13 protein-coding genes are annotated in these 17,793 nt (G+C 63.3%); 7 read left to right on the top strand and 6 right to left on the bottom strand.

Annotated elements, in window-relative coordinates; all coding sequences use genetic code 11:
• Positions 1–12: 12 nt before the first annotated feature.
• A complete protein-coding gene (locus tag BSY17_RS17485) occupies positions 13–525 on the bottom strand; it encodes an RNA polymerase sigma factor (RefSeq protein WP_069067057.1) in 513 nt (170 codons plus the stop codon).
• A gap of 147 nt (positions 526–672) precedes the next feature.
• Here BSY17_RS17485 and BSY17_RS17490 point away from each other — a divergent pair, with 147 nt between their 5' ends.
• The 6 genes from BSY17_RS17490 to glgX all read left to right on the top strand — a co-directional run bounded on the left by BSY17_RS17490 (position 673) and on the right by glgX (position 11,267).
• The gene (locus tag BSY17_RS17490) at positions 673–1,866 is read left to right on the top strand and encodes a serine hydrolase domain-containing protein (RefSeq protein ID WP_069067058.1); all 1,194 of its coding nucleotides are present in this window, start codon (positions 673–675) and stop codon (positions 1,864–1,866) included.
• 113 nt (positions 1,867–1,979) lie between these two features.
• Positions 1,980–4,445 carry a glycogen/starch/alpha-glucan phosphorylase gene (locus BSY17_RS17495; RefSeq protein WP_069066406.1) on the top strand — a complete coding sequence of 822 codons (2,466 nt, stop codon included), beginning with the start codon at positions 1,980–1,982 and terminating at the stop codon, positions 4,443–4,445.
• A gap of 25 nt (positions 4,446–4,470) precedes the next feature.
• Positions 4,471–6,630 (top strand): 1,4-alpha-glucan branching protein GlgB, encoded by a 2,160-nt coding sequence (glgB, locus tag BSY17_RS17500; protein WP_069066407.1) that lies wholly within the window; start codon positions 4,471–4,473, stop codon positions 6,628–6,630.
• 52 nt (positions 6,631–6,682) lie between these two features.
• A complete protein-coding gene (glgC, locus tag BSY17_RS17505; RefSeq protein WP_069066408.1) occupies positions 6,683–7,942 on the top strand; it encodes a glucose-1-phosphate adenylyltransferase in 1,260 nt (419 codons plus the stop codon).
• A complete protein-coding gene (gene glgA / locus BSY17_RS17510) occupies positions 7,942–9,390 on the top strand; it encodes a glycogen synthase GlgA (RefSeq protein ID WP_069067059.1) in 1,449 nt (482 codons plus the stop codon). The genes glgC and glgA overlap by 1 nt, the downstream gene beginning before the upstream one ends.
• Positions 9,387–11,267, top strand: coding sequence for a glycogen debranching protein GlgX (glgX, locus tag BSY17_RS17515; RefSeq protein ID WP_069066409.1), 1,881 nt, complete (start codon positions 9,387–9,389; stop codon positions 11,265–11,267). Before glgA ends, glgX begins: the two co-directional genes overlap by 4 nt.
• Here the strand turns inward: glgX and BSY17_RS17520 are convergent.
• The 3 genes from BSY17_RS17520 to BSY17_RS17530 all read right to left on the bottom strand — a co-directional run bounded on the left by BSY17_RS17520 (position 11,248) and on the right by BSY17_RS17530 (position 16,429).
• The gene (locus tag BSY17_RS17520; protein ID WP_069067060.1) at positions 11,248–11,817 is read right to left on the bottom strand and encodes an NUDIX domain-containing protein; all 570 of its coding nucleotides are present in this window, start codon (positions 11,815–11,817) and stop codon (positions 11,248–11,250) included. The two genes, glgX and BSY17_RS17520, sit on opposite strands and share 20 nt — an antisense overlap.
• A gap of 20 nt (positions 11,818–11,837) precedes the next feature.
• On the bottom strand, positions 11,838–15,650 hold the full coding sequence (locus BSY17_RS17525; RefSeq protein ID WP_069066410.1) for a calcium-binding protein: 3,813 nt from the start codon (positions 15,648–15,650) through the stop codon (positions 11,838–11,840).
• Positions 15,651–15,925: 275 nt separating this feature from the next.
• Positions 15,926–16,429 carry a hypothetical protein gene (locus BSY17_RS17530; protein WP_069066411.1) on the bottom strand — a complete coding sequence of 168 codons (504 nt, stop codon included), beginning with the start codon at positions 16,427–16,429 and terminating at the stop codon, positions 15,926–15,928.
• A gap of 101 nt (positions 16,430–16,530) precedes the next feature.
• Here BSY17_RS17530 and BSY17_RS21625 point away from each other — a divergent pair, with 101 nt between their 5' ends.
• The gene (locus BSY17_RS21625; RefSeq protein ID WP_171899264.1) at positions 16,531–16,689 is read left to right on the top strand and encodes a hypothetical protein; all 159 of its coding nucleotides are present in this window, start codon (positions 16,531–16,533) and stop codon (positions 16,687–16,689) included.
• On the opposite strand, the gene BSY17_RS17535 is transcribed toward BSY17_RS21625, so the two are convergent.
• Positions 16,690–17,340, bottom strand: coding sequence for an SOS response-associated peptidase (locus tag BSY17_RS17535; RefSeq protein WP_069066412.1), 651 nt, complete (start codon positions 17,338–17,340; stop codon positions 16,690–16,692).
• A 31-nt stretch (positions 17,341–17,371) separates the two neighbouring features.
• Positions 17,372–17,749: a hypothetical protein gene (locus BSY17_RS21395; protein WP_150125812.1), complete on the bottom strand. Its 378-nt coding sequence runs from the start codon at positions 17,747–17,749 to the stop codon at positions 17,372–17,374.
• Positions 17,750–17,793 lie beyond the last annotated feature (44 nt).

Consider the following 17,793-nt stretch of genomic DNA (forward strand, 5'->3'; position numbering starts at 1 on the left):
CCGCCGACCCCATCATTCCGTATCCAGTTTTTGCTTGAGCGTCAGCATGGCGCGATAGGCCTTTTGCAAGTCCTTCTCCACCGTCGTCAGGCTGACCCCCAATTCCTCGGCAATGACCTTTTGTCCCACGCCTTCGATGCGGAAGCGGCGGAAGATGAGTTCGACGCGCGGGCCAAGGTCGCGCAGGACGGCGCGCGCCTCATCCAGCCGCTGGGCAAGGATCATCCGCTCGTCCACCGGCACATCGTCGGTCGGGTCGGCCATGACGCCGCCAGCGCCTTCGGCCCAGTCCTGCTCGCGCCGTTCGCGCCGGATCGCCGAGCGATAGCGGTCGAGCATGAGGTTGTTGGCCATGCGATACAGATAGGGAACGGGGTCGGAGACGGGGCCAAGATCCTTGGCCTCCAGCTTCATCCACATATCCTGCAAGAGATCTTCGGCATTGTCGCCCGCGCCGCGTGCGCGCAGGAAGCGCAGCAGGGCCGCGCGGTTGGCCATGAAGATCGCGGAAAGGCCAGTGGCCATGCCTGTCGGGGTCCAGTGCTGAAATTGCTTGCCGTTCGGATAGCCTGCCATAGAGGGCGGGGCGGTCCCTTGGCAATCGCCAAGCTGTTGTCCTGCGCGCGTCGCTGCTTTAGCGCGGAGCCGGACAAGCATCGGAGCGGCGCAGGCATGACGAACGGCGTGGACAGGGTGGCGGCACAGGCGGCGGGGATGGACCCTGCTCGGCTGGACGCGCTGGTGGATTTTCTCGACCGCGCCTATCTGGCCAGCGGCCGCTTGCCGCATATGCAATTATTGGTGTCGCGCGACGAGCAGCCGGTGGTGTCGTGGGCGCGGGGCGCGGCGCGGGCGAGCGGCGAACCGCTGCGGGCTGATGCCCTCTATCGCATCGCGTCGATGACCAAGCCGGTGACATCGGTCGCCTTCATGATGCTGGTGGAGGGGGGCAAGGTTGCGCTCGATACGCCTGTTGTCGAGCTTATCCCCGAATTTGCGGACCTGCGCGTCGGGCGCGCCAATCGCGCGCGGTTGAAGCGGCCGATGCTGATGATCGACCTTTTGCGCCACACGTCGGGGCTGACCTATGGGTTGCAGCGGCAGACGCCGATCGATGCGCGCTATCGCAAGTTGGGGCTGGACGAATTTCAGCAGTCGCGCACGTCGGACCAGTTCATCGCCGATCTGGCGACATTGCCGCTGGAATTTTCGCCGGGCGAGCGGTGGAATTATTCGGTGGCGACCGATGTGCTGGGCGTCGTGATCGAGCGGCTGGAGGCGCGCGACCTGGAAAGCGTGTTTCGCGAGCGCATCTTCGCGCCGCTGGGCATGGTCGATACGACCTTCGCACTGCCTGATGCCAAGGCGGATCGCATGACCGATGCCTGGCGGCTGGACGAGCAGGGCGAGCGCCAGGTCGCGGATCTGGGTGCGCGGAGCGGGTGGCGGCGGCAGGGGCGTTTCCTGTCGGGCGGCGGCGGGCTGGTTTCTGGGGTGGCGGACTATCACCGCTTCGCACGGATGCTGCTGCGCGGGGGCGAACTGGACGGGGTGCGGCTGCTGCGGGCCGACACGGTGGCGCAGATGCGGTCCAACCAATTGCCCGGCGGCGGCGACCTTGCCAGCCTGTCGAGTGCGATGTTCAGCGAGGCGGATTATCAGGATGTAGGCTTCGGCCTGGGCTTCGCCATGGGTTTAGAGCGCGGCGAATATTATTGGGGCGGGGTGTTTTCGACCTATTTCTGGGTCGATCCAGTCGAGCGGTTGATCGGGATATTCATGACCCAATTGCTGCCGTCGAGCGCCTATCCGGTGCGCGCGCAATTGCGCGCCGGGGTGGCAGAGGCGCTGGTGCGTAGGGGCTAGGCCCAAGTCCCGCGAAACAGCCGAAATAATTGCTGCGCTGCAAAATTTGGCGTTGGCGCGGGCTTGTCGGCTGTGCCATCATCCCCGTCGATCAGACAGGGGGACCGTGTGCCATGAACCTCAAGGGCCAGACCAAACTTCCCAAACCCGCGCCGCGGCGGATGGACCCGGAAATCCTGGCGCATGAGATTGTCGAGCGGCTGACCTATCGCATCGGCAAGAATGCCGCTGCCGCCAAGCCGCATGACTGGCTGCACGCCGTCATTCTCTCGATCCGCGACCGGGTGATCGACGCGTGGATCACATCGACCCAGAAAACCTATGAGGAAGAAGGGCGGCGGGTCTATTATCTCAGCCTCGAATTTCTGATCGGGCGGTTGATGCGCGATGCAGCGTCCAACATGGAAATGCTGGACGACATGCAGGCGGCGCTGGCCTCGCTGGGCGTCGATATCGACATCATCGCTGCGCTGGAGCCGGATGCGGCACTGGGCAATGGGGGTCTGGGGCGCCTGGCGGCCTGCTTCATGGAGAGCATGGCGACGGTCGATGTGCCCGCCTATGGCTATGGCATCCGCTATGTGAACGGCATGTTCCGGCAGGAGATTTCGGACGGCTGGCAGGTCGAGCTGCCCGAAAACTGGCTGGCGCATGGCAATCCGTGGGAGTTCGAGCGGCGCGAGGCGAGCTATGAGGTCGGCTTTGGCGGGCTGGTCGATCCGGCCGAGGGCGAGGATAGCGGGCCGCACCAGATGCACTGGAAGCCCAGCGAGCGGGTCATCGCGACCCCCTATGACACGCCGATCGCGGGGTGGCGCGGCAAGCGGGTCAATACGTTGCGGCTATGGGAAGCGCAGCCGATCGACCCCATCCTGCTCGACAAGTTCAATGCCGGCGACCATGTCGGCGCGCTGTCCGAAAGCAATCGGGCCGAAGCGTTGACGCGGGTGCTGTACCCCGCCGACAGCTCGGCCGCTGGCCAGGAATTGCGGTTGCGGCAGGAATATTTCTTCTCGTCCGCGTCGCTGCAGGACATCGTCCGGCGGCATATCCAATATTTCGGCACCATCGCGACGCTGCCAGACAAGGCGGCGATCCAGCTCAATGACACGCATCCGGCGGTCGCGGTGGCCGAGTTGATGCGGATATTCCTGGACGAGCATGGCTTCGATTTCGACGAGGCGTGGGACATTACCCGCCGGACGTTCAGCTATACCAACCATACGCTGCTGCCCGAAGCACTGGAAAGCTGGCCGGTGCCGCTGTTCGAGCGGTTGCTGCCCCGGCACATGCAGATCGTCTATGCGGTCAACAGCCGCCTGCTGGCCGAAGCGCGGCGGGCGGGCCAGTTTGATGACGCGGCGATAGGGGCGATCTCGCTGATCGACGAAGGCGGCGACCGGCGCGTGCGGATGGGCAATCTGGCCTTTGCCGGATCGCACAGCGTCAATGGCGTATCGGCGCTGCACACCGACCTGATGAAGGTCACGGTCTTTGCCGATCTGCACAATCTCTATCCCACCCGGATCAACAACAAGACCAATGGCGTCACCTATCGCCGCTGGCTGATGCAGTGCAATCCGGGGCTGACCGGCCTTATTCGCGAGGCGATCGGCGAGGCGTTTCTGGACGATGCCGAAGCGCTGCGCGACCTCGACGCCTTTGCCGACGACACGGCGTTTCAGGAGAAATTCATCGCGGTGAAGCGGGCGAACAAGGCGGCGCTGTCCGACCTTTTGCGCAAGCGGTTGAACGCGCGGATCGACCCGTCGGCGATGTTCGACATCCAGATCAAGCGCATCCATGAATATAAGCGGCAATTGCTCAACATCATCGAGGCGGTGTCGCTCTATGACCAGATCCGCTCGCACCCCGAACGCAACTGGGTGCCGCGCGTCAAGCTGTTCGGCGGCAAGGCGGCGTCGAGCTATCATAATGCCAAGCTGATCATCAAGCTGGCGGGCGACGTCGCGCGCGTGGTCAATCATGACCCGGCGGTGCAGGGGCTGCTCAAGGTGCAGTTCGTGCCCAATTACAATGTCTCGATGGCCGAGATGATGATCCCGGCTGCCGACCTGTCCGAACAGATTTCGACGGCGGGCATGGAAGCGTCGGGCACGGGCAATATGAAGTTCGCGGTCAATGGCGCGCTGACAATCGGCACGCTGGATGGCGCGAATGTCGAAATGCGCGATCATGTCGGGGCCGACAATATCATCATCTTCGGCCTGACCGCGCAGGAGGTGAATGACCGCCGCGCCAAGGGTTATGTGCCGATGGACGTCATCGGCAAGAGCCGGGAACTTGCCCAGGCGCTGCATGCGATCGCCAGCGGCGTCTTTTCGCCTGACGACCCGGATCGGTACAAGGGACTGATCCAGGGCATTTACGACAATGACTGGTTCATGCTCGCGGCCGATTTCGACAGCTATTCGGCCGCGCAACGGCATGTCGATAAGCTCTGGACGGACGAGGCCTTGTGGGCAAAGATGGCGATCCACAATGTCGCGCGCATGGGATGGTTCTCGTCCGATCGAACCATCCGCGAATATGCGCGGGACATCTGGAGGATCGGCTGAGGATGGGAGGCTGGGTGACAGGATCGTGCTGACAGGCGAGCAGATCGACCGGCTGGTCGAAGGCCGCGATGACGATCCCTTCGCCACGTTTGGCGTTCATCCTGCCGACACGGGCTTTACCGCCTGCGTCCTGTTGCCTGGAGCCCTATCCGTCGTTGCGCAGACGCTGGATGGCAAGGCCGTGGGCGACCTCACCGCGCTGCACCCGGCCGGGCTGTTTCATGGCAAGGTCGCCCTTCGCAAGCGGCAGCCGCTGCGCTATGTCGCGCGCTATGCCGATGGCAGCGATTATGCGCTGATCGATCCTTATGGCTTCGGTCCGGTGCTGGGGCCGATGGACGATCATTTCCTGGCCGAGGGTGCCCACGCCCGATTGTTCGACAAGATGGGCGCGCATGTCATGACGCATGAAGGGGTGGCGGGCGTGCATTTCGCCGTGTGGGCACCCAATGCCCGGCGCGTGTCGGTGGTCGGCGATTTCAATCAGTGGGATGGCCGCCGGGGCGCGATGCGCCATCGTATCGATAGCGGGGTGTGGGAAATCTTCCTGCCCGCGATCGAACCGGGCGCACCTTATAAATTTGAGATTGTCGGCGCGGATGGCGTGACGCTGCCGCTCAAGGCTGATCCGTTCGCCTATAAGAGCGAATTGCGGCCTTCCACCGCCTCGATCGTCGCTGGGCCGCTCGACCATGTTTGGGGCGACGCGCGCCACCGCGACTATTGGCAGAAGGCCGATGCGCGGCGCGAGCCGATCTCCATCTACGAGGTTCATGCCGGGTCGTGGCAGAAGGCCGATGATGGCGGTTTCCTCGACTGGGACGAGATGGCGCGGCGGCTCATCCCCTATGTCGTGGGCATGGGCTTTACCCATATCGAATTTCTGCCGATCAGCGAATATCCCTATGATCCAAGCTGGGGCTATCAGACGCTAGGGCTGTACGCGCCGACGGCGCGCTTTGGCGATCCGGCGGGCCTCGCGCGCTTCGTCGATGGCGCGCACCGAGCCGGGGTCGGCGTGATTCTCGATTGGGTGCCGGCGCATTTTCCGACCGACGAACATGGTCTGGCGCATTTCGACGGCACGGCGCTGTACGAACATGCCGATCCGAAAAAGGGATTCCACCCCGACTGGAATACCGCCATCTATAATTTTGGGCGGCGCGAGGTCGCGCAGTTCCTGGTCAACAACGCCTTGTTCTGGGCCGAGCGCTATCATGTCGACGGGCTGCGCGTGGATGCAGTCGCGTCGATGCTCTATCTCGATTATTCGCGCGAACCGGGCGAATGGATACCCAACGACCATGGCGGGCGCGAGAATGTCGAGGCGGTCGCTTTCCTGCAGGAGATGAACCGGGCGCTCTATGGCGCGCATCCCGGCATCATGACGATCGCCGAGGAATCGACCAGCTGGCCCAATGTGTCGCATCCGGTGGAGAGCGGCGGGCTGGGTTTCGGCTTCAAATGGAATATGGGCTTCATGCACGACACGCTGCGCTATTTGCAGCGTGAGCCGGTGCATCGCGCCCATCATCATGACGACATCACCTTCGGCCTCATGTACGCCTTTGCCGAGAATTTCGTACTGGCGCTCAGCCATGACGAAGTGGTGCATGGCAAATCATCGCTGCTGTACAAAATGGCGGGTGACGACTGGCAGAAGTTCGCGACGCTGCGGGCCTATTATGGTCTGATGTGGGGCTATCCCGGCAAGAAGCTGCTGTTCATGGGGCAGGAGTTCGCCCAGCGCGGCGAATGGAGCGAGGAGCGGGCGCTCGACTGGCATCTGCTCGACCATGCCGCGCATCTGGGGGTGCAGCATCTGGTGGGTGACCTCAACCGCCTCTATCGCAGCCGCCCGGCGCTTCATGCCCGCGATTGCGAGCCGGAAGGTTTCGAATGGGTGCTGGTCGATGGCGCGGCAGATAGCGTGTTCGCCTGGCAGCGACGCGCGCCTGGCGCGAAACCAATTGTCGTGATCAGCCATTTTACCCCGGTGCTGCGCCACGGTTATCGCATGCGGCTGCCTTCGGGAGGGCGCTGGCGCGAGATATTGAACAGCGATGCGGCCGACTATGGCGGTAGCGGCGCGGGGAATATGGGCATGGTGATGGCGGATGAAACGGGCTGGGCGAACATCACCCTGCCGCCGTTCGCCACGCTGATGTTCGAATTGGATATGTGACACCAACGGGCGCGTGCAGGCGATCGTGGGCGATAATGAGGAGAGGCCCATAATGCAGATAAGACACCAGCCGATCGCGCGCGATGCCATGGCCTATGTGCTGGCGGGTGGGCGCGGTAGCCGCCTGGCGGAACTGACCGACAAGCGCGCCAAGCCTGCGGTCCATTTCGGCGGCAAGGCGCGCATCATCGATTTCGCGCTGTCCAATGCGCTCAACAGCGGCATCCGGCGCATTGGCGTGGCGACGCAATATAAGGCCCATTCGCTGATCCGCCATTTGCAGCGCGGCTGGAACTTCCTGCGCCCCGAACGCAATGAGAGTTTCGACATTTTGCCCGCCAGCCAGCGCGTGTCGGAAAGCCAATGGTATGAAGGAACCGCCGACGCGGTGTTCCAGAATATCGACATTATCGAAAGCTATGCGCCCGAATATATGGTGCTGTTGGCGGGCGACCATGTCTATAAAATGGACTATGAGCTGATGCTGCAGCAGCATGTCGACAGCGGCGCGGATGTCACCGTCGGCTGCCTGGAAGTGCCGCGGATGGAGGCGGTTGGTTTCGGCGTCATGCATGTGGACGAGGCCGACGTCATCACTGCCTTCATCGAAAAGCCCAAAGACCCGCCTTCTATCCCCGGCCAGCCGGACGTCGCGCTGGCATCGATGGGCATTTATGTGTTCCAGACCCGTTTCCTGATCGAACAATTGCGGCGGGACGCGGATGATCCGCACAGCAAGCGCGATTTCGGCGGGGACATCATTCCCTATATCGTCAAGCATGGTAAAGCCGTCGCCCACCGCTTTTCGGCCAGTTGCGTGCGCGCCGAAAGCGAACTGGAACCCTATTGGCGCGATGTCGGCACGATCGACGCCTATTGGCAGGCGAGCATCGACCTGACCGATGTGGTGCCCTCGCTTGACCTCTATGACCGTAGCTGGCCGCTCTGGACCTATTCGGAGGTCACGCCGCCCGCCAAGTTCGTGCATAATGAGGATGGGCGGCGCGGATCGGCGACCTCTTCGCTGGTCGCGGGCGGGTGCATCGTGTCCGGCTCGTCGCTGCATCGCAGCCTGTTATTCTCCGGCGTCAAGACGCACAGTTTTTCGTCGGTGACCGATAGCGTCATCATGCCCAATTGCGAGATCGGGCGGGGCGCGCGGCTGCATAAATGCGTGCTGGATTCCGGGATCATCATTCCACCGGGCCTGGTCATCGGCGAGAATCCGACGGAGGATTCGCAACGGTTCCGGCGGACGGATAGCGGCATTTGTCTGGTCACGCAGCCGATGATCGAACGTCTGGTCGCCTGATCGCCATGCAATTGCTCTCGGTCGCGTCCGAAATCTATCCGCTGATCAAGACCGGGGGACTGGCCGACGTCACCGGCGCGCTACCCGGTGCGCTCGCCGGGGAGGGTGTGGCGACCCGAACGCTGGTGCCGGGTTATCCCGCGGTCATTGCGCGCATCGGCAAGGCGAAGGTCGTGCGTCGCTATGACGCTTTGTTTGGCGTGACCGCGACGGTGCTGGCCGCGCGCGTCGACGGGCTGGATCTGCTGGTGCTGGACGCGCCCGATTTCTTCGCGCGCGAAGGCGGGCCTTATGGCGACCATGCAGGTCATGATTGGGTCGATAATTGGCGGCGTTTTGCCGCGCTGTCGCGCGTCGGGGCGGATTTGGCGGCGGACGGGGTGAAGGGCTGGCGGCCCGATGTGGTGCATGTCCATGACTGGCAGGCGGCGCTGACGGCGGCCTATATGCGCTTTGGCCCGGCCCATGCGGTGCCTAAGATCGTGACGATCCATAATCTGGCGTTTCAGGGGCGCTATGGCGCGGATGTATTCGGGCAATTGGGCCTGCCGCCCGAAGCCTGGGGCGTGGATGGCGTCGAATATTATGGCGGGGTCGGCTATTTGAAGGCGGGGCTGGTGTCGGCCGATGCGATCACGACCGTCAGCCCGGCCTATGCCGAGGAAATCCGGTCGCCTGTTCATGGCATGGGGTTGGACGGCCTGATCAATGGCCGGGTCGATCGATTGCACGGGATATTGAACGGGGTCGATACGGAGATATGGAATCCGGCGGACGATTCATTGATTCCCAAGTCGTTCAGCGGTCGGGCGCTGGCGGGGCGAGCAGCCAATCGGCGGGCGCTGGAGCAGCAGTTCGGGCTGGATGTCGATGGCGCGCCGATCTTCATCATCGTCAGCCGCCTGACTTGGCAGAAGGGCATGGATTTGATGGTCGATGCGCTCGATCATCTGGTGGGGCTGGGCGCGAAGCTGGCGCTGCTGGGGTCGGGCGATCATCCGTTGGAGGGCGCTTTTCTGGGTGCGGCGGATCGCCATCGTGGGCGCATTGGCGTGCGGATCGGCTATGACGAGCCGCTCTCGCATCTGATGCAGGCAGGCGGCGATGCCATATTGATACCCTCGCGGTTCGAGCCGTGCGGGCTGACGCAGCTTTATGGGCTGCGCTATGGCTGCCTGCCGGTCGTCGCGCGGGTTGGCGGGCTGGCCGATACGGTGATAGATGCCAATGCGGCGGCGGTGGCGGCGGGCGCGGCGACGGGTATCGTCTTCGCCCCGTCAGACCCGCTGGCGCTGCATGGCGCGATCGCCCGAACGGTGCGGCTGCATCGCGATCGGCCGGTGTGGCAGGCGATGCAGCGCGCGGCGATGCGGACCGACGTATCCTGGGGCCAGAGCGCGGCGCGCTATGCGGCGCTATATCGCAGTCTGCTAACGGAAGCGGCGTGAGCGCAGGTCCGACCGTACCGCGACTGAGCGCAAGTGGCGCGCATTTTTCGGTCTGGGCACCGGAGGCGAGCCATGTCTGGCTCTGCCTGTTCGATGCGGACGATCGCGAAACCCGGATACCGCTGACGCGCGGCGAGGGCGGCGTTTGGCATGGCGAGGCGACGGGCGTTGGTGCGGGCGCGCGCTATGGCTATCGCGCCGATGGCCCCTATGACCCGGCGGCGGGGCTGTGGTTCGATCCCGACAAATTGCTGCTCGATCCCTATGCGACGGCGATCGACCGGGCTTTCGTCTGTGACCCCGCCTTGGCCGCGCCGCGCGGGGAGGGGGCGGACACCGCGCCGCTGATGCCCAAGGGCGTTGTCGAAGCGCCCTTGGCGCCCTTGCCGGGCGCGCCGCCCTGTTTCTGTCCCGGTGGCCTGATCTACGAACTGCATGTGCGCGGGTTCACCATGCTGCATCCCGATGTGCCGGAAGCGCAGCGGCGGACGATCGCTGCGCTCGCCCATCCGGCGGTGATCGCGCATCTGCAACGACTGCATGTGTCGGCCATCGAACTGATGCCGATCAACGCCTGGATCGACGAGCGGCATCTGGGGCCGCTGGGTCTCACCAATTATTGGGGCTATAATCCGGTCAACTGGTTCGCGCTCGACCCGCGCCTGGCCCCCGGCGGCATCGCCGAACTGCGCGAGACGGTGGCCACGCTGCATGCGGCGGGGATCGGCGTCATCCTCGACATGGTCTATAATCATGACGGGGAAAGCGATGCCGAAGGGCCGACGCTATCGCTGCGTGGCCTCAATGCGCGCGACTATTTCCGGCATGCGGCCAATGGGCAACTGATCAACGACACCGGCACGGGCAATGCCATCGCGTGCAACCAACCGATGGTCCGCCGCCTGATCCTCGATTCGCTGCGCTATTTCGTGACGCAGGCGGGGGTGGATGGGTTTCGCTTCGACCTGGCGCCAGCGCTGGGGCGGATGGCGGATGGGTTCGATCCGTGTGCGCCGCTGCTGGAGGCGATGCGCGCCGATCCGATCCTGGCCGACCGGGTGATGATCGCCGAGCCGTGGGACATCGGGCCGGGCGGCTATCAATTGGGGCATTTCGGCGACAATTGGCTGGAATGGAATGATCGCTATCGCGACGATATGCGCCGGTTCTGGCGCGGCGATAGCGGGATGCTGGGCGCTATGGCGACGCGGCTGGCGGGATCGTCGGATATTTTCAGCGGCGCGACGACCCGGACGGTGAATTTCCTCGCCGCGCATGACGGCTTCACCCTGGCGGACGTCACATCCTACGAACAGCGCCACAACCACGCCAATGGCGAGGATAATCGCGATGGCCATGGCGAGAATCTGAGCTGGAACAATGGCGTCGAGGGGCCGAGCGACGACTCCGCCATACAGGCCGCGCGTCGTCGCGATCGCATCGCGCTGCTCGCCACGCTCTTTTGTTCGCGCGGGACGATCATGCTGACCGCAGGCGACGAGTTCGGGCGGACGCAGCAGGGCAATAACAACGCCTATGCGCAGGATAATGCGATCGGCTGGGTTGACTGGGCAGGGCGGGATGCCGCGCTGGAGACGGAGGCCTTTGCCCTTGCGGCCTTGCGGGCGGGCAATGCGGATCTGCGCGGCACCTCGATCCTGTCGGACGCGGACGTCGCCTGGCTGGACGAGAGCGGCGCCCCGATGAATGTCGCGCAGTGGGAAGACCCGCAACGGCGTCGTTTCGCGCTGCGCTATCGCGGCAGTGGATTGACGATCTGCTTCAATGGCGACGGTGAGGCGTCTCGGTTCCTGCTGGAGGGGCAGGCGGTGGACGTTGCCGCCCGCTCCATGATGGTCATTCCACCGGCACGCTGAACAGGTCGGGACGCCGCAGGCGCAGCGCCATCAGCGTGATCGCCAGCTTGCCATCGTTGATCTGCTTGTTCGCCATCATCGTCCACAGCGTATCGAGCGGCAGTTCGTGGACGGTGATATTCTCCTGCTCCTCGTCCAGCCCGCCGCCGGCCGCGATCCGGTCTGGGGCGCGATATTCGGCGAGATAATAATCGATCTTCTCGGTGACGACGCTGGGAATGCTCCAAATTTGCCCCAAATGGACAAGCGTGCCCAGTTCCACGCCCGCTTCCTCCATCGCCTCGCGCCGGGCGCATTCTTCGGGTTCATCCTCCAGCAGGCCCGCAATCGCTTCGAGCATGTCGGGCAGTCCCGCCATCATCACGGGCGCGCGCGGCATCGATACGGTCAGCGCGACACGGCGTACCGGGTCGAAGGGCAGCAACGCCACCGCGCGGCGCATCTCCACCACATGCCGGTCGCATTCCTGCCCATCGGGCGCACGCATCCGCACCATCAACAGGTTGAGCCAATCCTGGTAGAGGGGGTTGATCGACAGGATTGCGGTCACGCGCTGGTCTTGCTCCTGGATCAAGCCACGATGAATATGTCGGCTGCGCTAAGGTCGAACAGGTCGCGCGCCTGTGCGACGTGGCGCGCGGCCGTCGGTCCCGATCCGTCGGGGTCATAGGCCAATAATCCGGACGCGACATCATAGAGGATGCGGTCATCCGCATCTATGGCGGCATTGCCGAGACGAAAGGCACCGGCATCCAACGTGCCGATCGGCCCGATGTCGGCAAAGGCGGCCTGGGACAGGGCAAAACGATCTTCGCCCAACTGGAAGTCAAGGATGATGTCGAACCCGACGGCCTGCGGCGCTGTGCTGAACAGGAAAGTGTCAGCGCCCTCGCGCCCCCTGAGTCGGTCATTGTTGGCGCCGCCGTCGATCACATCATTGCCGCGTGTGCCGGTAATCTCATTATAGGCGGCATTGCCAACCAGGGTCTGACCCGATGATGCCCTGGTACCGATGAGATGTTCGATATGCTCGGGCAGGGTGTAGGTCAGCAATGCCGTGCGGACCGTGTCGCTGCCCTCATCAGCCAGTTCGATCACCGTGTCCGCCACATGATCGACAATCAATATGTCATCGCCCGGCCCCCCTGCGATCTGATCGGCCCCCCGGCCGCCATTGAGAATGTCGTCGCCGAAGGATCCGGTCAATATGTCTGCGCCGTCGCCACCGGCGATGCGATTGTCCAGTTGATTGCCGTTCAGCGTCTGGCCGCTGTCGAGTATGCCGTAAAGATTTTCGATCGGCCCTCTCAATGAGTAGATCGGGAGTGTCGTGCGGACGGCATCCATGCCGTAACCGTCTTCGATGACATCGCCGACATTGTCGACCATATACACGTCGCCGCCCCAGCCGCCGATCATCCGGTCGGCCCCAAGGCCGCCGTCGATCACTGTCTCGCCATCGCTACCCTCGATGACATTGTCCAAGTCGTTCCCGGTAAGCCATTGTTTATACTGCGATGTGCCAGTCAGCTGTTCGACATGGTCCGGTAGGGTGTAATGCATCATGTTCGTATGAATGACATCCGTGCCTTCCCCGGCCTGTTCAGTGACCATATCCCCTGCGTCATCAACAAGATAGAGATCGTCGCCACTGCCGCCAGCCAGTTGGTGCGTGCCGAACAGACCGTAGAGGCGATCGTCCCCCGTTGTACCGATCAGGCTGTCCGCCTGCGACTGCGGCAGAAAGATGAGGCCGTCAGGCGGCGTCATGCCGCCCAAGTCTGTGCTGGTCAGCATAGTGGCGAGGACATTTTCAAGCACCAGCACGACGAAAAAAGGCCTGGCGGCCGCATAATCATATTGCAGCACCAATGTGTCTGCGCCGCGCTGGGCGAGTGCCAGTCGACCATCGAGGAACAACTGGCTGGAGTTCAGGGAGATACCCATGGCACGAGCGTCTAGCACCAGACTGTCCTCGGCGAGGTGGAAGTCAGTCACAACCACTGGGGCGTTTCGGTTACCTTCCAGGGAAAGCCGGTCCGCGCCCGCGCCCAGCGTCACGCGAAAATCGCTGCCCTCGCCAATGGTCACCCGATCATTACCGGCGCCAGCGTCGATCCTTCCGGTCGCAGCCCCGTCCACCAGTATGATGTCATTGCCATCACCGCCCAAAGCGGTGACGATGTGATAGGGGTCAGCGGCGCGGAAATTGATCTGATCGGCCCCGATGCCGCCGTCGAGCAGCACCCGGTCTGGCACGGCATAGCGATTGCAACGCGTCACATCCAGAAGATCGTCGCCGCCCTGGCCGAACAGCCGGTCATCACCGCTCGTCCTGTCATAGAGCCGGTCGGCACTGCCGCCCGTATCACTGCCGGCGCTGTCGCCATGCATGATGTCATTGCCCGAACCGCCCGTGATCTGGTCAGCGCCAGCGCCGCCCTCGAACAGATCATCGCCATTGCTGCCCATCAGCGTGTCGTTGCCGTCGAGACCGCGGATCAGGTCATTGCCGGTCGATCCGGTTAGCCGATCATTGCCGGTCCCCCCGTCATCGACGGCGCGGGCGGCCACAAGGCCCGCCGGATCATAGCCAAGCTGCCATGCTGTTAGATCGCTCGCCATGAATGCATCGAACGCCAATAGCGTGGCATAGCCATGGACGCTGCCAGCGCTGCCGTCCCGGTCCAGTTGCAACAGCGCGTCCGGCCCGGACTGGACAAGACGCAGATAGCCATCGGCAAAGGGATTGGACAGGCCGTTCCAGCCAAGCAGCGTGTCGCGGAGAAACGTGTCGAGGTCGACGCGATCGCTTGTGTAAAGGGACGTACCGATGGCGAAGTCGGTGAGATGGATGAGGCCGCCGGGCGACCAGGGGACGCTGGAGGGTGTAAGGGTCAGCTTGTCTGCGCCGCTGCCTAGTGTAACCGTCACAAGGCCATGCGAGGGGGTGACATGAACGCGATCACTGCTGCTGCCTGCGTCTATGTTTGCACGTCGGACCGATCCGATCTCGATCCGATCCTCGCCGTTTCCGCCGAGGGCGGTGACACTGTCCAGCGTCCGACCGACCGCATCGAACAGCAGCAGGTCGCTATGATGACCGCCATCCATCACGATGTCGCTGGCTGCCATCATGCCCGACCGCCGGACGATCAGCACATCTTCCCATGCCTGGCCGAATAGTTGATCATTCCCGCCGCGACTGTCGATCAACGTGTCGGCGGCCCCGTAAACGACGCTCGGATTTTCGGGATCGTCGCCATAGAGGATGTCGTTACCGATCCCGCCGACGATAGAATCGCGGCCGGTGTGACCGATCAGGAGGCCGTCGCCGCCGCGATTTTCAATCCGGTCGGAGCCGTCCAACCCGCGCATCTCCACCGTTCCACCCCATGCCAGCAGCAGGTCGTCATTATAATAAGAGCGATCCACGCCCAGAACGACCTGTCCCGGCACTGCCATGCCGAAATCCGCAGCCGACAGGGTAGAGGGAAGGGTAGCGTCGAACGTCAACAGGCTCTGGAAATCATAAGCGGTACCGCCGCCGTCCTGGTCGATGTCCAGCCGTGTGTCTGCACCGTCCTGCACCAGACGCAAAAATCCCGCGTCAAACGGATCGTCGCTTCTGGTCCATCCAGGCACGGACGTCCAGAACAGCGCCTGCAGGTCGATCCGATCCGTGCCACTGTCAAAGTCCGTCACATGGATGGTCGGGCCGACAAGCAGGCCGTCAGACTGGCCCGCGAGCAACAGCACGTCTGCACCGTCGCCCAGCGTGACCGTCACGTCGCCAAAGCGCGGGTCGATGGTGACAAGATCGTCGCCGCTTCCCGCATCGATCATGCCCGTCAGCACGCCCTCGATCATGATCCGGTCATCGCCGCTACCGCCCAATGCGGTGACATGGTCGAAGAAACGGCCATGCGTGCGCAGGGTGATCCGGTCGTTTCCGGCACCGCCATCCATCAGGATGATGTTGCTGTAGAGGTCGCGCCGTTCGACTTCGAGCAGGTCGTCGCCCGCCTGACCGTAGAGCATGTCGCTGCCGCCATGCCGGTCAATCACAATGTCGGCCCCATCACCGCCATCATTGGCGATGCTGTTGCCATATAGCCGGTCATGGCCGCTACCGCCGTTGACGATGTCCTGGCCCATGCCGCCTTCGACCAGATCATCGCCCGCTGCGCCGTAAAGCAGGTCTTCGCCGTCAAGACCGCCAATCTCGTCATCGTCCGCGCCGCCACGAATTAGATCATTGTCACTGGTTCCCAGCAATTGGGCATAGGCCGCAGCATCGAACCATGGATCGGGCGTGGCCGTTTCAGCAGCCGCAAATGGCCGGGCGGCAAAGGCACGGGCGGGCGCATTGATGATGGTCATGGATAGGGGCCTCGCATTGACACAGGGGGTGACAATCCTGTCACGGCATAGTGATGCGACCGAGAGGAGAATGCCCGCTCAGCGGTGTCGAGGCAAGCGCTAAAAAGACCGACGCGCGGATCGGCTTGATCATCAGGCACATGGGGGAAGGCTATGGTGAGTCCAGCTGGGTTCGAACCAGCGACCTACTGATTAAAAGTCAGTAGAAAACGACCTGTTTTCAATGCTAGTTTCTACATGTTACCCCTTCTGTTCACTGTAGGCCCCATCTAGGGTTATCGCAATTGTAGAAATGGACTGAACGTCAGTAGGCGAGGGGGTAGGCCTACTGATCTTTGACTGATCTTTGACTGATCTTTGCGCCGACCGTCACGCCCCGCTTGTGGCCGGGCGGGAAAGATATCGCAATATTCGTCGGCAGGTTCGGCTGGCGGACGGACGTAGCGCGTGCGTTGCTTTGGAACGGGCAGGGAAGGGGTGCTGCCATCGAGCGTCACCCGGATGACCGCGCCCCATGTGTCGGCCGTCTGGAACACGGCGCGGGCAACGGCGACCATCCCTGCAAGCTCGTCCGCGTCTCCAGGATGCGCATAGCCGATCTGGATGCCCCGCGGCGAATAGACCCCTACCGCGCGCTTGCCCTCGATCGTGCTGCGCTCGCGTCGGAACTCCAGCACCTCTCCCGGCTGGCACAACGCGATCTCCGCCCGGCGCGCGGCTCCGCGAGGGTTAGGATAGTCCGCGCCGATGACGACCAGGGAGATGGAGCCTTGGAACATGACAGGAACATAGGGCGGGAGAGGGTGCGGCACAATGCGCTTGACCGACTCGGTGGCGGCGCGCGAGCATGGAGGATCGAGAAACGGGATTAGGCGCGATCATGGACGAACAGACCAAAGCCCGATTCCGCGAGTTCGCCGATAGCTGGAATGAGGATGAGCAGGTCGATGACAGCGGCCTGACCGGCGCGGACCTGAAGGCGATCGCCGACACGATCGAACAGGTCGTGCTGGTCCCGCGCCAGCATCTGGGCGATTGATCAGATCAGCCGATCCGGCTCCGGCGAGGCACCAGCCTTGCGAAACCAAGGCGCGTCCGTGGCATCGATGATCATCCGATCGGCCGGATAGGGTCGGTCGTAGCGATAGAGTTCGTCGATCGGCGCATGCAGCCAATGTGCCCAGTCTGCCGGGTCCAGGATGACTGGCGACCGATCGTGGATATGCGCCAGCTCCGGCGCATTGTCTGTCATAACGCCGGTATAGACCGTGCCCCATTCAGCGCTGTCGTCCCACAACCCGGCCCAGGCGAAGATCGGCTGATCCTTCACCGACAGCCAGGTCTCGGTCATCCGGCCTTTCTCGCCCACGGCCTCGGCATAGCGGGCCGTCGGGATCAGGCATCGATGCTCCGGCTGCACCGCCCATCGCTTCCAGAATGTGCCGAGCTTGTCAAAACGGGCATTGTTGACCGGCTTGGGCTTCAGCGGCTGCCCGCTCTTGCCCCGCAGGGTGACTGGGAAGCCCCATGTCATCTGTTCCAGCACCATCTGCCCATCTTCCAACCGGATGACGCTGCCGGGCTGCTTGGGATGCACCTGCAATGGCCCTTCGTTGAACCGCGCACCGATACGCGCCTTGAACAGGTTCAGCACCTTATGCGTGTCGCCACGTTCAGCCCGGTTGCACATCGGCGCAAACTGCGGCGCGGCGGTTCTCCTGTCAACGCCGACGCGGGCCGGACGGGGACACCGGTGGTCCCCGCCGCCCACCACGGGCCATACGCATCGCTTCGGAAAGCGCGACGGTTGGCTCAACGCCAGCCGCACGGGCGATCGGATAAAAGGCCGTTTGCGCGGACTGCCCCCGCACCGTCTCCCTTGCATGCGCATTGGGGTGACCACACCCGATCCCCTGTATCACCCGCCAGAATTCATCATATGGCTTTCGGTCGCCAGACGGCGCAACCGCCCACAGATAGGCGAGCGCGAAGCGAACACCCGCAGACGGCGGCCGCAAGGGCGCTTCGCGCGCCTGATCGACAGCTTCGTCCAGGACGCACAGCGCCTTGAAGATCAGATGGTCCCGCTCGAATCGCATGATGAGAACATAGCGTAAACAAAAGCGCGAGACGATATCCCGTC

Origin of the sequence: Sphingobium sp. RAC03 (assembly GCF_001713415.1) — a bacterium.
Taxonomy (GTDB): domain Bacteria; phylum Pseudomonadota; class Alphaproteobacteria; order Sphingomonadales; family Sphingomonadaceae; genus Sphingobium.